This window comes from Sphingopyxis sp. YR583 (genome assembly GCF_900108295.1).
Classification (GTDB): Bacteria; Pseudomonadota; Alphaproteobacteria; order Sphingomonadales; family Sphingomonadaceae; genus Sphingopyxis.
The window spans coordinates 1,482,127-1,499,039 of sequence record NZ_FNWK01000001.1 but is presented as its reverse complement, the minus strand read 5'-3'; the positions used below and the strand labels follow the sequence as shown (position 1 = coordinate 1,499,039).

Annotated in this window: 14 protein-coding genes; 2 read left to right on the top strand and 12 right to left on the bottom strand. The window is 65.3% G+C overall.

The features are described from left to right. Position 1: 1 nt before the first annotated feature. From BLW56_RS06895 to BLW56_RS06865, 7 genes are all read right to left on the bottom strand, one after another. Positions 2 to 1,150, bottom strand: coding sequence for a thiolase family protein (locus BLW56_RS06895; RefSeq protein ID WP_093509835.1), 1,149 nt, complete (start codon positions 1,148 to 1,150; stop codon positions 2 to 4). Beyond that, positions 1,147 to 1,539, bottom strand: coding sequence for a Zn-ribbon domain-containing OB-fold protein (locus tag BLW56_RS06890; RefSeq protein WP_093509834.1), 393 nt, complete (start codon positions 1,537 to 1,539; stop codon positions 1,147 to 1,149). The genes BLW56_RS06895 and BLW56_RS06890 overlap by 4 nt, the downstream gene beginning before the upstream one ends. Continuing rightward, the gene (locus BLW56_RS06885) at positions 1,536 to 2,597 is read right to left on the bottom strand and encodes an acyl-CoA dehydrogenase family protein (RefSeq protein ID WP_093509833.1); all 1,062 of its coding nucleotides are present in this window, start codon (positions 2,595 to 2,597) and stop codon (positions 1,536 to 1,538) included. Before BLW56_RS06885 ends, BLW56_RS06890 begins: the two co-directional genes overlap by 4 nt. After that, complete coding sequence (locus BLW56_RS06880) at positions 2,594 to 3,841, bottom strand: cytochrome P450 (RefSeq protein ID WP_256203334.1); 1,248 nt, start codon at positions 3,839 to 3,841, stop codon at positions 2,594 to 2,596. Before BLW56_RS06880 ends, BLW56_RS06885 begins: the two co-directional genes overlap by 4 nt. Positions 3,842 to 3,916: 75 nt before the next feature. Continuing rightward, positions 3,917 to 4,693 (bottom strand): ThuA domain-containing protein, encoded by a 777-nt coding sequence (locus BLW56_RS06875; RefSeq protein ID WP_093509832.1) that lies wholly within the window; start codon positions 4,691 to 4,693, stop codon positions 3,917 to 3,919. Then, positions 4,690 to 5,706: an NADP-dependent oxidoreductase gene (locus BLW56_RS06870; RefSeq protein ID WP_093509831.1), complete on the bottom strand. Its 1,017-nt coding sequence runs from the start codon at positions 5,704 to 5,706 to the stop codon at positions 4,690 to 4,692. Before BLW56_RS06870 ends, BLW56_RS06875 begins: the two co-directional genes overlap by 4 nt. Positions 5,707 to 5,715: 9 nt before the next feature. Then, on the bottom strand, positions 5,716 to 7,839 hold the full coding sequence (locus BLW56_RS06865) for a molybdopterin-containing oxidoreductase family protein (RefSeq protein WP_093509830.1): 2,124 nt from the start codon (positions 7,837 to 7,839) through the stop codon (positions 5,716 to 5,718). Between the two features lie 119 nt (positions 7,840 to 7,958). On the opposite strand from BLW56_RS06865, the gene BLW56_RS06860 reads away from it, so the two are divergent. Together BLW56_RS06860 and BLW56_RS06855 are read left to right on the top strand one after the other, a co-directional pair. Continuing rightward, a complete protein-coding gene (locus BLW56_RS06860) occupies positions 7,959 to 8,957 on the top strand; it encodes an NADP-dependent oxidoreductase (RefSeq protein WP_093509829.1) in 999 nt (332 codons plus the stop codon). A 10-nt stretch (positions 8,958 to 8,967) separates the two neighbouring features. Beyond that, positions 8,968 to 9,780, top strand: a complete 813-nt coding sequence (locus tag BLW56_RS06855; RefSeq protein WP_093509828.1) for an SDR family NAD(P)-dependent oxidoreductase — start codon at positions 8,968 to 8,970, stop codon at positions 9,778 to 9,780. On the opposite strand, the gene BLW56_RS06850 is transcribed toward BLW56_RS06855, so the two are convergent. From BLW56_RS06850 to BLW56_RS06830, 5 genes are all read right to left on the bottom strand, one after another. Continuing rightward, positions 9,773 to 11,335: a fatty acid--CoA ligase gene (locus tag BLW56_RS06850; RefSeq protein ID WP_256203333.1), complete on the bottom strand. Its 1,563-nt coding sequence runs from the start codon at positions 11,333 to 11,335 to the stop codon at positions 9,773 to 9,775. The two genes, BLW56_RS06855 and BLW56_RS06850, sit on opposite strands and share 8 nt — an antisense overlap. A 13-nt stretch (positions 11,336 to 11,348) precedes the next feature. After that, a complete protein-coding gene (locus BLW56_RS06845; RefSeq protein WP_093509826.1) occupies positions 11,349 to 12,806 on the bottom strand; it encodes a carotenoid oxygenase family protein in 1,458 nt (485 codons plus the stop codon). Positions 12,807 to 12,923: 117 nt separating this feature from the next. Further along, the gene (locus BLW56_RS06840) at positions 12,924 to 15,317 is read right to left on the bottom strand and encodes a TonB-dependent receptor (RefSeq protein WP_177175864.1); all 2,394 of its coding nucleotides are present in this window, start codon (positions 15,315 to 15,317) and stop codon (positions 12,924 to 12,926) included. A gap of 130 nt (positions 15,318 to 15,447) precedes the next feature. Continuing rightward, positions 15,448 to 16,161: an SDR family NAD(P)-dependent oxidoreductase gene (locus tag BLW56_RS06835; protein ID WP_256203332.1), complete on the bottom strand. Its 714-nt coding sequence runs from the start codon at positions 16,159 to 16,161 to the stop codon at positions 15,448 to 15,450. Next, entirely contained in the window at positions 16,161 to 16,907 is a 747-nt protein-coding gene (locus BLW56_RS06830) for a glucose 1-dehydrogenase (RefSeq protein WP_093509823.1), read from the bottom strand. The genes BLW56_RS06835 and BLW56_RS06830 overlap by 1 nt, the downstream gene beginning before the upstream one ends. Positions 16,908 to 16,913 lie beyond the last annotated feature (6 nt).

The following is a 16,913-nucleotide window of genomic DNA, read 5'->3' as shown; positions in this document are numbered from 1 at the left end:
TCTAGCGTTCGAGGATCGCCACCGCCGACAGGCCGGGCGCTCCATAGACATGGGAATAGCCCACCTTCGGGCCGTTCGGCACCTGCCGCTCGCCGCCGCGACCGCGCAGTTGCACCGTGTTTTCGTAAACCTGTCGCAGGCCCGAGGCGCCGATCGGTTCGCCGCACGCGAGGCAACCGCCGTCGGTGTTGACGGGCATCCTGCCGCCGATCTCGCTCCATCCTTGGGCGAGCCATTGTTCCTGGTCGCCGTCGGCGCAGAAGCCGTTTTCGGCCATGTGCATGATTTCGGCGCCGCTTTCGGTGTCCTGCAATTGCGCGACCGAGACGTCCTCGGGGCCGATGCCCGCCATTTCGAACGCGGCCTTGCTGGCGATCTGCGTCGGCTTGCCGCCGCCATTGACGCTGATCGATGGCGCGAACACCTCGAACGATCCCTCGGGGCGGGTGCGGAAGGCGACGCTCGCGATGCGGACAGCATCGGCACCGAGTTCACGCACCTTCTTGCCGCTGGCGAGGATCAGCGCGACGGCGCCCTCAGCGGGGGAGCAGAACATATATTTGGTCAGCGGATCATTGACCATCGGCGCGTTGAGGATCGTGTCGAGATCGACCGGCGAGCGCCGCCAGGCATGCTCACACAGCGTCCCGTTGCGAAAGGCCTTTTCGGCGACGAGGCCGAGCGTCCGGCGGCTGATCCCGTGGAGCGCCATATAGCGCTGGATTTTGAGCGCGAAGAACTGCGTCGTCAGCATCATACCCGTCTCGCCATACCATTCGGGCAGGCCATAATCGGAGGGCTTGGCGTTGAAGGCGCCGCGCGGATGCTTGTCGAAACCGACCGCGAGCGCGATGTCGCAGGCGCCCGCCGCGATCGCGTTGCGCGCGGCGGTCAGCGCGCTGCCGCCGGTCGCGCAGCCGTTCGCGACGTTGATGAAGGGCACGCTGGTCAGGCCGAGTTCGTTGACCATGATATCGGCCGATCCCGCTGCCGCCGATCCGCCATAGGCGAATTCGACATCGCCCCATTCGACTCCCGCGTCCGCCAGCGCCTCGCGCACGGCATGGACGCCCTGATCGCGGCCCGACCGGCCGTCGGTGCGGCCGAAGGGATGGATGCCCGCGCCGATGATATAGACGTCGTCACTCATGGCTGGCGCTCCGGGCGAAAGGCGTAGGTCGATCGCGCGTCGTCGAAGGCGACGACGGCGAACTCCATCGGCATGCCGATGACGAGGTCTGCGGGCACTGCGTCAACGATCCGCGTTTCGACGATCACCTCGCCGGGCAGTTCGACATAGCCGATCAGGAAGGGCTGGAAAGGCTGCGGGCCGCTGTACGGCTCCTTGGGCTCGAAGCCCTGCGTGGTCCACGACCAGAGCGTGCCCTTGCGCGACAGGGCAACCGGTTCGACCAGTGCGGCGGCATCGCCATCGGGAACCGGAAAGACGATTTCGCCATCGGCGCGGCGTCCGCCGATCAGCCGCGGTTCGGCCTCGTCGGTCCACAGGCCGGGCGCGATGGGGGCGAGCGCGCTCATGCGGCCCTCGCAAAGCTGCGCAGGCAATGATCCTGATCGCCGAATAATTTGTCGAGCAGCATCACGCGCTTCAGCGCATGGCCGATCGAAAGTTCGTCGGTCTGGCCCATGCCGCCGTGCATCTGCACCGCCTCGAGTCCGATGCGCGTTGCGGCTTCGCCAACGAAGGCCTTGGCGCCCGCCGCGATGCGCGGCCAGTTCGCATCGTCGGTCGTGGGATCGAGCATCGCGGTGCGCAGCATCATCGAGCGCGCTTGTTCGAGCGCGGCATAGCATTCGACGAGCCGGTGCTGGAGCGCCTGAAAGCTGCCGATCGCGGCGCCGAACTGTTGCCGCTCGCCGACATAGGCCAGCGTGTCGTCGAACATCGTCTGCGCGAGCCCGACCATCTCGGCGGCAGCGAGCATGCGGATATCGCCGATGACACGCCGGAATTTGGCGGCGGTAAGGTCGAAGATGTCGGCGGGAACATGGTGCAGGTCGAGTGTCGATGCGTTGGAGCCGTCGATCACGGGATAATCCTGGCGGACGATGCCGGCGGCGTCTTTCGCGATTTTGGCGAGCTTGTCGTCGGCGAGGGTGATGAGCAAGATATCGGCGAGCGGCGCGCCAAGGACGAAGGTCTTGGCGCCCGCGACATGGTCGCGATCCGCCTTGGTGCCGACGGCTTCGGTTTCGTAGCGGCGACCGGGCTCGGCGAAAGCGACGGCAGCGAACCGTGCGCCTGCGGCCAGTTCGCCGACCAGCGTCGTGTCGCCGGCAGCGGCGGCAAGACGGACCGGCAGAACGCCGTTTTCAAGCCAGGGGTCGACCGCGATACCCTTGCCCAATGCTTCGGCAGCGAGCGCGAGGTCGACCATCGTTCCGCCGATGCCGCCCATTGCTTCGGGCGCAACGAGCGCGAGCAGGCCAAGGTCGGCGACCTCCTGCCACCGCGCGCGCGAATAGCCGCCATCGGCCTTTCGCATCGCATGCCGCGCCGCGATATCGATCGGCCCGAGGAAGCGGCCGATCATGTCGCGCGTAAGCTGCTGGTCTTCGTCGAGGTCGAAATTCATGCGCGTCGCTCGAATGTGATCGGCAGGGTGGTGAGGCCGCGGAGCAGCATGTTCGGCGGCCAGCTGGGTGTGTGTCCCTCGGCGACGCGGAAATTGGTCAGGCGCTTCAGCAGTTCGGAATAGGCGACCGCCATCTCCTTGCGGCTCAGCATGTTGCCGACACACATATGTATGCCCTTGCCAAAGGCGAGATGGCTGCGCGCATTGGCGCGCTCCATGTCGAAGCGGTCGGGGTCGGGATATTTCGCCGGATCGCGGTTCGCCGCCGCATAGCGAAGCTGGACCATCGCGCCCTTGGGGATTTTGACCCCGCCAAGCTCGGCGTCCTTCAGCACCATGCGCCACATGCCCGCGGTCGGGCTTTCGGTGCGCAGCACTTCTTCCACCAGATTGATGATCGCGCGTTCATTGCCTTCGTCGGCGGCCGCGACGGCCTTTGCCATCTGGTCGGGGTTCTCGATCAGCTGGAGCAGCCCGCCTGCGAGCGCCGATGTCGTCGTTTCATTCCCCGCGACCATTAGCTGCTGCATGATCGAAAGGATTTCGGCATCCTCGAGCGGGCGTTCGCCGTCGACCTCGGCATAAACGAGGTCAGAGAGCAGATCCTCGGTGCGGTTCGCGCGGCGTTCGTCGATCTTCGCCTTCACGAAATGCTGGAATTCGACGACCTCGCGCGCGCACTCAAGCTCGCGCTCCTTGGGGATCATCCGTCCGAGCCGGTCGACGAAGGCGTCGGACCAGCGCTTGACCTTGTCGAGGTCGTTACCGGTCATCCCAATCTGGCTCGCGATCATCGCGACGGGCAGTGGAATGCCGAAATCGCGGACGAAATCGGCTTCGCCTTTCGCTGCCATCTTGTCGATCAGCCCCGCGACCACCCCGCGCATATCTTCCTCGATCGCGGCGACGCGCTTCATCGAGAAGGCGAGGTTCACGAGCTTGCGGAAGCGCGTGTGCGTCGGCGGGTCGGCGGTCAGCAGCGTGTCGACCTGCGGCCAGCCCTCGGCAAGAATCGCCGACACGTCGCCATCCTCGGCCATCGCGCCCGACAGCGTGCCCTGGAAATTGTTCGAAAAGGTTTCGACGTCGCCGGTCGCTTGGCTGCAAAGATCATAGGAGAGGACGAGGAACATGCCCTCCGACAATTGCACGACGGGGCTCTTCGGCATCCAGGCGCGATAATAATCGAACGGGTCCGCGATCACCTGCGGGTCGAAAAAACTGCTTGCGGCGATAGTGTTCACGCGCCTCTTCCCTCGATCTTTTCTTTATACGCCCGACTATATGCAGCGGCTCCCGCCGCGCGATGCACATTTTCGTTAGGAAGCGGCGACATGCGCGAGGGCGTTTGCCAGAAACCGGCGGAGGTTCGGATCGGCATAGGCGGTGGGCCCGTCGCCCGGCTGGAGGTAGACGACGCGCCCCGCGCCGACCGGTTTTTCCCACGCGATCAGGTCGCTTTCGGGGCGGTGGTCCCAGCCGCTGTTGCTGAACATGCGGCCGGCGACCGCCTGCGATGCCGAATAGAAATTCTCGCGCACAAAGGCGTGATCGGCGCGGAGCAGCGGCTTCACGGCGCCCCAGATTGGCGCGAGATACAGCTCGTCGCAGAGCGGGAAGCGGGCGGGGAGGCCCGCAGTGACGGGGTGGTCGGGATCGAGGACGACCGCGTCGTAGCGAACATCGTGACGATAGCCCGAGTCGAGATGCCGTTCGCCGTTCGACTCGCCGGGATCGTAGAGGAAGCGCCCGCCGATCATCTCGGCCCATTCGGGCCACTCGGCCCAGCCCGCGATCGCATGGTGCATCGCGACGGCGCCGCCGCCGCGCGCGAAATAGTCGGTGATGGCACGGCGCCACGTGAAGGAAGGCGGCCGCGTCGCCGCCTTGCCGCCCTCGAAGCGATAGCCGGGCATGTCGTAGAAGAGAATCGCGTCGGCGTCGTTCGCGGCACCTTCGGCGACCGTCTTTTCGGCCTCGGGATGGATCAGGTGCGTGACCGTCCAGCCGTCGAAGCTCGCGAGCAGGTCGGCGAAGGGTTCAGCATCATAGGGATGGCCGCCCGACAGGACGAGAAGGCGGCGCGTCCCCGTCATGCGATCTTGAGGATCATCTTGCCCTGGTTGCTGCCCGCGAAGAGCCGCATGAAGGCGTCGAAGCTGTTTTCGATCCCTTCGTCGACATGCTCGTCGGCGATGAGCTTGCCGTGTTGCAGCCACGCCGCCATCTCGGCCCCACCCTCGGCGAAGCGCGCGATATAATCGGCGACGAGCAGCCCGCGGATCGAGGCGCGGTGGACGATAAGCTGCCAGATGTTGCGCGCGCCGATCTTTTGGGTGCTGTTATATTCGCTGATCAGGCCGCAGAGACCGATGCGCGCGCCGTGGCGCAGATTGTTGAGCCCCGCGTCGAGAATGTCGCCGCCGACATTTTCGAAGATGATGTCGACCCCGTCGGGTGCCTCGGCGCGGATCGCGGCGGTCAGCGCGGCGAGATCCTTGCCGCGATAGTCGATCGCGGCGTCGAAGCCGTAACGGTCCGTCAGCTTGGTGCATTTCTCCGGCCCGCCGGCGATGCCGATAACCTTGCTCGCGCCCTTGATTTTCGCAATCTGGCCGACGAGCGATCCGACCGCGCCCGCGGCGCCGGTGACGAGGACGACGTCATCAGGCTTCGGCTCACACACATCGATATAGCCGAAATAGGCGGTCATCCCGACCGCGCCGAGGACGGAGAGATAGTTGGTGACCGACGGCACCAGGCTCGCGTCGATCGGCTGGGTGAAGCCGCCGACGGTGCCGACCGAATAATCCTCGATCCCGTTGAGCCCCATCACCCATTGGCCGGGCGCGAAGCCCTCGGCCTTGCTCGCCTCGACGATGCCGACGGTCGAGGCGCGCACGGGATCGCCGAGCGGGATCGGCGGCATATAGCTCGGTGCATCGTCCATCCAGCCGCGGATCGCGGGGTCGAGCGAGGCATAATGGTTGCGGATCAGAAATTGCCCGTCGGCGAGTTCTGGCGTGGGTTCGGTGACGAGCGAGAAATCCTCCTGCACGGGCTCGCCATTGGGGCGGCGGGTCAGCAGGAAGCGGCGGTTGTCAGGCATATGGGTTCCTTATGCGGGGACGATGGAAACCGGGATCGCGCTCTGCAGCGACTGGCCGGTGATGGGGTCATAGGCGACGCTCTCGCTGACGAGGCGGTTGGTCGAGGCGCCATGGTCGTGGACGCCGTCGGGACCGATGTCGGGGCCGCCAAAGGCATGCGCCATCGACACCACGCCGGGGCGCATATTCTCCGCCGCGCGCGCGACCGCGACGACTTCGCCGACGGCCGAGCGGATGCGGACGGTATCACCGTCTGCGCAGGGAATGCGCGCCAGATCGTCGGGGTGGAGGAAGGCGGGGTTGGTCGTGCGCTTGGCGCGCAGCGCCGGGAGATTCTGCCCCGTCGAGTTGAAGCGGTGCCGACTTCGCCGCGACACCATGCGCCAGGGAAAGTCGGGCGTCGGCTGGGCGGCGGTGCCATAGGCGATGAGTTGGTCGGGCATAGCGCCTGCGGTCAGGTCGAAGCGCCCCGGTGCATCGGGATCGCCGGCTTCGACGACCGGGTGGAGGTCGGCATAGATCACCGCCTTGCCGTCGACGGTATCCGCACGCACGACACTCGGCGCGACGGTGCAGCCGGCGACCATCAGGTCGAGATATTCTTCCTTCGTGGGCCGCTTGTCCATCGGGCACGCGCCGCCCGCGAGCGGCATTCCGGTGCCGATACGGTGCGCGAGCTCCCAGAGCATCTCCCACTCCTCGATCAGCCCTTCGGGCGCTTTGACCATCGCCTCGGTATAGCGGGCGTAGGGGGTTTCGTACCACCATTCGCTGAGGTTGCTGATGTCCTCGCGCTCGAGGCACATCTTGGGCGCCAGGATATAGTCGGCGCGTTTCGCGGTCGCGGACTCGGCGTTGACGTCGATCGAGACGAGCAGTTCGAGCCCGTCGATCGCGCGCGTCATCTTGTCCTGATCGGGAAAGGCGACCACCGGGTTTCCGCCGATCACGATCAGCGCGCGCACCTGCCCTTCGCCGGGGGTCAGCATCTCGTCGGCGAGGACGTTGCACGGCATCTCCATGCCGAGATGCGTCAGGCCGCGGATGCGCGAGGCGGGGAAGCCCTCGCCATAGAGCGCCATCGGCGGCGCGACCTGCGCGCGGCGCGGGGTGACGGGGGTGAAGACGCGCGGGATCGAGCTCAGCTCGCCCTCGCGGCAAAAACGACCGCAAATGATGTTGAGCGACGAGACGAGATATTGGGTGAGCGTGCCGTTGCCCGCCATCTCGGGTCCGGTCCCGGTCGAGACGACGCCTTTTGTGCCGCCCGCGAACATCCGCGCCGCGGCGACGAGCTGGCTTTCCTCGACCCCGGCGCGCGCGGCGGCGACATCGGGGGTGAAACCCGCGACCGCGCGCTGCAACTCGTCGAGTCCGTCGACATAGCGCTGGACGAAGGCTTGGTCGTAGAGGCCTTCGGACAGGATGACGTTGATGATCCCGGCGAGCAGCGCCGGGTCTTCGCCCGGCCGCACCGGCAGGTGGATATGCGCCTGCTTCGCGACATCGCTTTCGCGCGGGTCGGCGACGATCAGCTTGAGCCCACCCTCGAGCGCGTCGCGCAGGCGGCGCGAGGGCGAGAAGGGCGGCAGGCCGCCCGGCGGGCCATAGTGCGACACGATCGGATTGTTGCCGATGAAGAAGGCGACGTCGGCGTCGGCGAAGGTGTGCATCCCGCCCATCCAGCTGCCGTAGCGCATCGTCGTATAGACTTTCGCGGGCTGGTCGAGCGTCACCGAGGTGTAGATGTTGCGCGTGCCGAGCCCCTGCGCGAAGGACATCGCGCTGCCGACCCCGGCGCTGTTCTGGAAGGCGTAAGTGCCGCCATAGATGGCGACGGCGTGCGGGCCGTGCTCGGCGATGATGGCCGAAAGCTTCGCGCCGATCTCGTCGAGCGCGGTCACCATGGATATATCCTCGAACGCGCCATCGACGTGTTTTTGCGAGACGGTTAGCCGCTGCGGGCCATTATGCGCCTCGGCGAGCTGGCGACCCTTGATGCAGGTATAGCCCCCGAACACCGGATCGTCGGGATCGCCCTGCACCTTGGTGACGCGGCCTTCGTCGACGGTGACGAGCATCGCGCAATTGGCATGGCAGAAGCGGCAGAAACTGCGGCGGACCTCGGGCATCTTCTCTCTCCCTGATGACACACTAGGCCTCGGCGGCCGCCAATCGACTGGCACTTTTGGCGGTGGCTGGCGGCGGGGTGCGGGCGCAGTTTCCTCCGCATAGACAGGGGAGAGTATCGATGCCGACATCGCGCCAGTGGCTGCTGAACGGACATCCGCGCGGGCGCGGGATCGAGGATGGCGACTTCCAGCTCGTCGAGACCGAGATCGGCGCGCCGGGCGAGGGCGAACTGCTGCTGAAGACGCTCTATCTCGGCTTCGATCCGGCGCAGAAGGGCTGGATGGAGAATATCGCCGATTATGTCGCGCCGATGGCGATCGGCGATGTGATGCGCGGCAGCGGGATCAGCGAAGTGGTCGAGAGCAACCATCCCGGCTTCGCGGCGGGCGATTTGGTGATGGGATCGACCGGCTGGACCGAATGGCATGTGTCGAGCGGCGAGGGGCTGGTGAAGATCGACACGGCGTTGCCGCCGACCGCGATGCTGTCGGTGCTCGGGACCACGGGGGTCACCGCCTATTGCGGGCTGTTCAAGGTCGGGCGGCCGGTCGCGGGCGACACCGTGCTGGTGTCGGGCGCGGCGGGGGCGACGGGGTCGGTCGTCGGCCAGCTCGCGAAGATCGCCGGGTGCCGCGCTGTTGGTATCGCGGGGGGTGAGGACAAGTGCCGCTGGCTCGTCGAGGAGGCGGGCTATGACGCCGCGATCGACTACAAGGCGGACAATCTCCGGGGACAGATCAAGCAACATTGCCCCGGCGGGGTGAATGTCATCTTCGACAATGTCGGCGGCAAGATCCTCAACGACATGCTCGGCGAGATCGCCACCGGTGCGCGCATCGCGGTGTGCGGCGGGATCAGCCGCTACGAGATGGGAACGCTGCCCGCGGGACCGCAGAATTATTTCAACCTGATCTTTCGCCGCGGATCGATGGCGGGCTTCATCGTGCTCGACTGGGCGAGCGAGTTTCCCGAGATCCGCAAGCGGCTGGAGGGCTTCGTGCTCGATGGCCGGCTCAACTATCGCGAGGATGTGCAGCACGGGTTCGAAAATGCGCCCGAGACGCTGAAGCGCCTGTTCAGCGGGCAGAACCGCGGCAAGCAATTGTTGAAGCTGTAAGGAGAGGATCATGGGCAGGCTAGCTGGCAAGCGCGCCGTCATCATCGGTGCGGCATCGACGGGAAATATGGCGCAGGTCACCGCGCGGCTGTTCGCGCGCGAGGGCGCGACGGTGATGGTCGCGGGGCGCAAGGCGGAACCGCTCGAAGCGCTTGCGGGCGAGATCGACGGCCATGCCGCGCTCTGCGACATCACCAACAAGGCGTCGGTCTTTGCGCTGGCCGATGCCGCGAAGGCGAAAATGGGCGGGGTCGATGTCGCGCTCAACGCCAGCGGCTGGGGGCTGCTCAAGCCGTTGCTCGATGTGACCGAAGAAGAACTCGCGAGCATCGTCGCGCTGCAATTCACCGGGGTGCATCATTTCCTGCAGGCGTTCGTCGGCGCGATGCTGGCGAACGATCCGACCGGCGGGTCGATCATCCAGATTTCCTCGGCGACGACGCGCTCACCGATCAGCAATCATGCGGCCTATATCGGCACCAAGACGGGGTCGGAGGCGCTGATCCGCTGCGTCGCCAATGATTTCGGGGCGGCGGGGATAAGGGCGAACATCGTATCGCCTGCGTTCACCGAGTCGCCGATGACCGAGGGGGCGTTCGCGACGCCGGGATTGGTCGATGCTTTCCTGCCGCGTTATCCGCTGGGGCGGCTCAACACGTCGCAGGATGTGGCGAACGCTTGCCTGTGGCTCGCAAGCGACGAAGCCTTCGTGACCGGCGAGAATCTGCAGCCGAACGGCGGGCTGGCGCTGCGCGGCAACCCGCAGGAGCATGACATCGCCGCCGCGGTCGGCGCCGCGATGGCGAAATTGCAAGCTAGCTGATCTGCCGCTCGCGCCCTTCCCAATAGGGTGCGCGCAGTTCGCGGCGCAAAATCTTGCCTGACGGATTGCGCGGCAGCGCTGGGATGAAATCGACCGATTTCGGACATTTATACCCCGCGATCCGCTCGCGCGCCCAACCGATGATCTCGCCGGCGTCGCCGCTCGCGCCCTCGCGCAGCACGACGCAGGCCTTCACCGCCTCGCCCCATTTGTCATCGGGCACGCCGACGACCGCGACGTCGGCGACCGCGGGGTGTCCATAGATCGCATTCTCGACTTCGGCCGGATAGACATTCTCGCCGCCCGAGATGATCATGTCCTTCACCCGGTCGTGGAGGTAGAAATAGCCGGCCTCGTCGGTGTAGCCGGCGTCGCCGGTGCGCAGCCAGCCGCCCGCGTCGATCGTCTCCGCCGTCGCTTCGGGCCGGCCCCAATATTCGCGCATATTCGCCTGCGTGCGGATCGCGATCTCGCCGATTTCGCGCGGGGGCAGGACATTGCCGTCGGTATCGATCACCTGCATCTCGACCCCGCGCAGCGGCTTGCCGATCGAGCGCATGCGCTCGTTGCCCGCGGGGTCATGGTCCTCGGGCGGCAGCGCGGCGATCGTGCCCGACGTCTCGGTCATCCCGTACATCTGGACGAAACCGCATTGAAAGACGTCGATACACTGGCGCAGCAGGTCGAGCGGGATCGGCGACGCGCCATAGGCGATGTGGCGGAGGCGCGAGAAATCGACCTCGCGCGCGCGTGGTTGATTGACGATGATCTGCATCGCCGCCGGGACCATGAAGATTTTCGAAATGCCATAGGCTTCGATCAGGTCGAGCACCCCGCCCGGATCGAACTCGCGCGTGATCACCCCGGTCGCGCCGTTGGTCATCACGGTGACGCCGTAACCGGTGCCGCCGATATGGAAACAGGGCATCGCGACGAGGCCGACGTCATCCTCGTCCCAGCGTTCCCAATCGGCCTGCAGCGCGGGATCGCGGTCGAGCTTCGAGCGCAGCACCGATCCGTTGGTCAGCACCGCGCCCTTGGGCTTGCCGGTGGTGCCCGAGGTGTACATCTGGATCACCGCGTCGCTCTCGCCGCGCGGGACGTCGGGATCGGTGGCGGGAAAGCTGTCGCGCCAGGCCTGGTAGTCGCCCTCGACCGCGATCACATGTTCGATCCCCGGAAACGCGCCGCGGTTCGCCGCGACCAGCTCGGTGAACTCGGGTCCGACGCACAATATGCGCGCGCCGCAATTGTCGATGATCCACGCGATCTCGGGCACTGCGAGGCGCCAGTTGACCGGGGTCATCACGCCGCCAGCTTTGGCGACTGCCATCACCAGTTCGAAATAGAGGTCGCCGTTCTTGCCGAGATAGGCAACGCGGTCGTCGGGTTTCAGCCCGATCGCGATCAGGGCGTTGGCCGCACGATTGCTGTTCGTATCGAAGTCGGCATAGCTGGTTGCGCGCCCTTCGAAATGAAACAGGATCTTGTCGGGACGTTCCTGGCCATTGCGCCGCGCGACGTCGGCGACGCGTTCAAATGCTGCGACCTTCACCGCCCCTCTCTCCCTATGCTGCGCCGAGCGCCTGCCGATAGAGCATGGAGTCCGCCGCATAGAAATTGCAATGGAAACCCGACGGCACGCGGAACGGGACATGCACCGTTGCGACCGGCCCCGCCGCGATGTCGAGCGCGTCGAAGATCGCAAGCTCGCTCGTCGCCGCGCCGGCGCGGTGGACGAGGGTCATGGCATAGCCGTCGCCTTCGCCCGTCGCACCCATCCTTGGCGCGAAAATCAGTTCGCCGCACGAAGCACCATTGCCGAAATGATAATAGTCTTCCGTGCCGCTCACCGTGTCGAACCGCAGCACGCCGTCCATGCCTTCGGCGCGGCCGTCACGGCTGTTGAGGTTGATATTCGCAAAGCTGTGGCGCGAGGCGCGCGTCATGAAGCGGTCGTCGGGCCGCGGGAACTGGATGTCGCGGTCGTTGAGCGTCTCTTCCCTGATCCACGTTCCGTTGCCGTTGGTGCCCGGGTCGATCGTCCAGCGGCGGAGGCTCTGCTGCGTGTCGCCATGCGTCTTCTTGATCCCGGTTTCGTCGGGGAACAGCGCGGTTCCGTTTGCAGCGGCGACGTCGGCGACGATCTTGCCATCCTGTTCCCACACATTGAGTTCGTGGAACATATGGCGCGGCTCATAGTCGAACCAGCGGAGATCGCTCGCCGATCCTTCGCGCGGCATCACGCCGAATTTGGTCGGCCGGCCGTTGACCCAGGCGGTCATCGGTCCGCCCTTCATGAACCGGTCGAGGTCGGCGTCGATCGGAATCACCGGGAAGACGACCCAATTCTCGGTCAGGAAGAAAGTGTGCATCAGCGCGTTGTGCGGCATGTCGATGATCTCGGCCTTGCGCACGCTGCCGTCGGCGGCGATCACGTCGTAACGCAATTGCGGCGTGCCCATCGGGCCGTTGATCGCCATACCGATGTTGACGAGCTCGCCGGTATAATGGTCGATCTTGGGGTGGGCGGAGAAGGTCGTGGTGATCGTCCCGCCATAATGTTCCTCGCCCAGCGTTTCGAGCGTGCGCGGGTCGAGTTCGACCGCGGGCGCGCCCTCCATCAGCGCGAGCAACTTGCCGCCGTGGACGATGATATTGGTATTCGCGGTGTTGTACCGCTTGCCCTGCACCGACGGGTCGGCGGTCATCGGGTTGCCGAACATGCCGAACAGGCGTTTGCCTGCGGCTTTCTCCATCTCGAACTTTTCGGTCCGCACCCAGCGGTTGAGCATCGACGCGCGGCCATCATTGATGTGAAAGGCATAGACCATGCCGTCGCCGTCGAACCAGTGATACTCACCCTCGCGCGTCGGATAGAGCGGCTCGGGACCGTTGCGATAGAAGACGCCGACGAGATCGGCGGGGATCTCGCCCTCGACGATCAGGTCGGGCGCGGTCGCCTCGAACCGGACGGGCTGATGATGTCCCGACAGGAAAGGGTGATCGAAAAAGGCCTGTGTCATCCTTGATCCCTTTGTTGATCGACGACGGGGGTTGATCGAAGAAGGGGCGGTGCATTGCGCCGCCCCTTGCTCCCCCCTTTCGGTCCCGCCGTGCCCCTGGCGGGACCGTATCGCCCGTCAGAAACGGAAGCCGAGCTCGACCCCGTAGGTGCGCGGCGCCTGTGCGGCGCCGAAGGTGAAGAGGCCCGCGACCGGCAGCGTCGACGACAGGCCCTTGTGGTTGGTGAGATTGCGGCCGAACAGCGCCAGGCTGACCTCGCGATCTTCGCCGAGCAGGAAGGTGTAGCCGATCTGCGCCGACAGATTTTCGCGATCCTCGGTGAAGCAGCGATTGTCGTTGGTCACCGCGCCGGGGACGACCGGACGGTTCGGCGCGATACAGGTCACATATTTGCTCTGGTAACGCAGCAGCGTCGACGCATCGAAGCGGCCCGATCCGATTTCCTTCGAATAGTTGAGCCCCGCCGACCATTGGAACTTCGGCGCGCGGCGCAGCGTGAGCGTCGATACATCGTCCGCAATGCCGTCGGCCGCGCTTCCCGGTGTGAGGCCGACGATGTCGTTGAAGAAATTCTTGTACTTGGCATCGGTGTAGCTGAACGACGCGTTGAAGCTGAACGAGTCGATCATCTGCGCGATGACCTCGGCTTCGAAACCCTTGATGTCGGCCGACGACGCGTTGCGCACCACCGTTTCCTGCGGGCTCGACGAACCCGGGGGCGAGGGCTGCACCACCTCTTCCTGCTTGTTGTCATATTTGGTGTAATAGAAGGCGAGGTTGGTGCGCAGCGTGCGGTCGAGCCAGTCGGCCTTCAGCCCGACCTCATAGGCGTCGACCGTCTCGGGCTGATAGGGCCCGAGCGAGGTCGGCGATGCGGCGCGGCCGTTGAAGCCGCCCGAACGGAACCCGCGCGAGAAGGACGCATAGACGAGCTTGCCGGGCTCGATCGTATATTCGGCGTTGGCGCGCCAGGTGAATTTGTCGAAACTGTCGCTGCCCGAACAGTTGTTGGCGGGGCTGTACACCGGGATCACGACGCCCGGCGCGGGGCTGGTCGTTCCGGTAACGGCGACGCATGTCGTCCCGTCGAAGGTCGGCTGCGTGATGCGGACGAGCGCGCCGATGCGGCCGTAGTTGTTGAAGATTTCCTTCTTGTCCTTGGTATAGCGCGCGCCGAGCGAGATTTTGAACGCATCGGTCAGGTTGATCTGTGCATCGGCAAAGCCGGCGTAGGATTTCGCGCTGTGATCGACATATTGCCGCAGCACGGCGGTCGAACCCTGACCGAGCACGACACCGAAATTGGTCGACTGGTCGAGCGTGTACGAGCTGTCGAAATAATAGCCGCCGAGCAGGACGTTGAACGTGTCGAAATCGGCGAGCAGGCGCAATTCCTGGCTGAACTGCTTGTATTTCTGCTGGCGCCGCGTGTCGAAGAAGTTCGCCGAGCTGCCGTCGAAGTCCTGCGTCACCGCTTCGCGGTTCTTGATATATCCGGTGACCGACGACAGCGTCAGATTGTCGCTGAGGTCGATGTCGATATTGCCCGTCACGCTGTCGACATTGTTGCGGACCGGCGTCTCGATATTCTGGTACGTCGTGTAGAGGCCGTGCGCGGGCAGCGACCAGCGGTTGCATTCGGCCGCCGGCGAAAAGCCGGGCGCGCCGGGCGCGGCGCAGATGACGTCGCGACCGGTTTCGGACAGCGCCGAAGCGACGGTTTCGCCGCGTTCGCGCGTGTGCTGATAGGTGACCTGCGCGGTGATCGCATCGCTCGGCGTGATCAGCGCGGTAACGCCGCCGGTCAGCGTCTCATATTTGCCCTCGCGGCGGTTCTTGGTGACATTGTGATAGAAACCGTCGGTTTCGTCATAATAGCCGAACGCCTTGATCGCGATGAAATCGCCAAGCTTGCCGGTGTTGACGACCAGACGCGCGCGCCGCGTGTCGAAGCGGCTGTAGGCGAACTGGCCGCGCACACCGAAATCTTCGGTCGGGCGGGTGCGGATGACGTTGATCACGCCGCCGATCGTGTTGCGGCCGAACAGCGTACCCTGCGGCCCGCGCAGCACTTCGAGCCGTTCGAGGTCGAAGCTGTCGAGCAGCTGGCCGGTGTTGGTGCCGATGAACACACCGTCGACGACGACGCCGACCGCGGGGTCGAAGCTTTTTTCGATATCCTCGAAGCTGATCCCACGAATGGCGATGGCGGCGGCGCTCGGCCCCGCACCGACCGAGTCGACGACGAGGCTGGGAACGCGGCCCGCAATGTCGCGGATGTCGTCGATGGTGGCGGATTCGAGGGCCTTTTCGTCGAGCGCGGTCACCGCGATCGGGATCGACTGGATGCTTTCTGCGCGCTTCTGCGCGGTGACAACGATTTCACGGATCGCGCCGCCGCTGTTTTCCTCGACGGGGGCCTCCTGAGCCGCGGCCGGGGTGGCGATCGCCAATGCGGCGAGCGATACGGTGGCGTAAACGGCAGGCAGCATTCGGGCATGCTTGGTCATCGCGTTCCTCCCTCCTCGCGCCGGCGCATAGGCTCGCCGGTCACGTTGGATGGGAAGGTCCGCTTTATGCCCCGATTCAACAATCATCAAAAATATCAGGCATGCCGTAGCGGAGGCAAACGCTTTGATTTTACTGGCGTTGTGTCGCTCCGCCGTCGACGAAAATGCCGTGTCCGGACATGAATCGCGCATCGTCGGAGGCCAGAAAGGCGGCGACGTCGGCGATGTCTTCGGGCTGGCCGAGGCGCCCCAATGCGGCCTTGTCGACCCAGCGCTGTCTGAATTCGGGCATCGCGGTGAAGGCGGGCGCGGTCATCGGCGTATCGATCGCGCCGGGCTGGATGCAGTTGACCGTGATCCCGTGCGCGCCGACCTCGGCCGCGACCGATTTGGTCATGCCCAGCACTGCATGCTTCGACGCGCTATACGCCGTCATCCCGGCCTCGCCAAAGCTCGACATCACCGATCCGATCAGGATGATCCGCCCATGCGGCGAGCCTTTGAGCAGGGGAAGCGCGTCGCGCATAAGGCGGAAAACAGCGGTGACGTTAACCGCCATCATCCGGTCGAAAAATTCGTCGCTCGCGCCGTCCAGCATTTCCATGCCGGTGATGCCCGCGCAGGCGACGAGGATATCGAGTTTGCCCAGCCGCGCCTCGGCCTCGGCGACCAGCTTTGCATTGATGCCGGGCTCGGTGACGTCGGCGGTGATGTCGACATCGCCTGCGCGGTCGGTCGTAACGACACGCGCGCCGTCGCCTGCCAGCCTCTTCGCCGCCGCAAGCCCGATTCCCGACCCGGCACCGGTGACGAGCGCGGCACGGCCGTCGAGGCGCCCGGCCATCAGAGCGAACTGCCGCCGTCGATCCGGAACTCTGCCCCGGTCGCGAAGGATGACTCGTCAGACGCGAGATAAAGGACGATCGACGAAACCTCCTCGGGCTTGCCGAGTCTGCCGACGGGGTGCGTGGCGACAAAACCGGCGTAGAGCGCTTCAGGATCATCGACCTGCGCCATCACCTTGTCGATCATGGCGGTGTGTATCGCACCGGGATGCACCGAGTTGCAGCGGATGTCATAGCCTTTCGCGGCATAGTGGAGCGCGACCGACTTGGTGAGGTGGGTGACCGCGGCCTTGGCCGCATTATAGCCGACGAGGTCGGCCTGTGCCCGCACCCCGCACATCGACGACATGTTGATCACCGAACCGCCATGGTCCTTCATCTTCGGAATGATGTGCTTGCAGCCGAGGAACACCCCATCGACATCGACGGCGAATTCGTGGCGAAAGGCCGCGAGCGTAAGGTCCTCGATAGACCCCATGGTCGTGATGCCGGCATTGTTGACGAGGATGTCGATGCGCTCGCACATATCCAGCGCGGCGATCCATTGATCTTCCTTCGACACGTCGAGCGTCACGAAGCGCTGACCCAATTCGGCGGCAAGCGCTTCCCCCGCGGCGGCATCGATATCGGCGATCACGACGCTCGCCCCCTCCGCGACGAAACGGCGGACGATGTCGAGGCCCAGCCCCGACGCGCCGCCGGTGACGAATGCGATTTTGCCCGATATGCGGCCCTGCCCTGCCATCCTGTC

What these genes read in the sequence shown, in the direction of transcription:
- BLW56_RS06895 (WP_093509835.1), bottom strand. Translation starts at nt 1,150, where the DNA reads ATGAGTGACGACGTCTATATCATCGGCGCGGGCATCCATCCCTTCGGC.
- BLW56_RS06890 (WP_093509834.1), bottom strand. Translation starts at nt 1,539, where the DNA reads ATGAGCGCGCTCGCCCCCATCGCGCCCGGCCTGTGGACCGACGAGGCC.
- BLW56_RS06885 (WP_093509833.1), bottom strand. Translation starts at nt 2,597, where the DNA reads ATGAATTTCGACCTCGACGAAGACCAGCAGCTTACGCGCGACATGATC.
- BLW56_RS06875 (WP_093509832.1), bottom strand. Translation starts at nt 4,693, where the DNA reads ATGACGGGGACGCGCCGCCTTCTCGTCCTGTCGGGCGGCCATCCCTAT.
- BLW56_RS06870 (WP_093509831.1), bottom strand. Translation starts at nt 5,706, where the DNA reads ATGCCTGACAACCGCCGCTTCCTGCTGACCCGCCGCCCCAATGGCGAG.
- BLW56_RS06865 (WP_093509830.1), bottom strand. Translation starts at nt 7,839, where the DNA reads ATGCCCGAGGTCCGCCGCAGTTTCTGCCGCTTCTGCCATGCCAATTGC.
- BLW56_RS06860 (WP_093509829.1), top strand. Translation starts at nt 7,959, where the DNA reads ATGCCGACATCGCGCCAGTGGCTGCTGAACGGACATCCGCGCGGGCGC.
- BLW56_RS06855 (WP_093509828.1), top strand. Translation starts at nt 8,968, where the DNA reads ATGGGCAGGCTAGCTGGCAAGCGCGCCGTCATCATCGGTGCGGCATCG.
- BLW56_RS06845 (WP_093509826.1), bottom strand. Translation starts at nt 12,806, where the DNA reads ATGACACAGGCCTTTTTCGATCACCCTTTCCTGTCGGGACATCATCAG.
- BLW56_RS06840 (WP_177175864.1), bottom strand. Translation starts at nt 15,317, where the DNA reads ATGACCAAGCATGCCCGAATGCTGCCTGCCGTTTACGCCACCGTATCG.
- BLW56_RS06835 (WP_256203332.1), bottom strand. Translation starts at nt 16,161, where the DNA reads ATGGCCGGGCGCCTCGACGGCCGTGCCGCGCTCGTCACCGGTGCCGGG.
- BLW56_RS06830 (WP_093509823.1), bottom strand. Translation starts at nt 16,907, where the DNA reads ATGGCAGGGCAGGGCCGCATATCGGGCAAAATCGCATTCGTCACCGGC.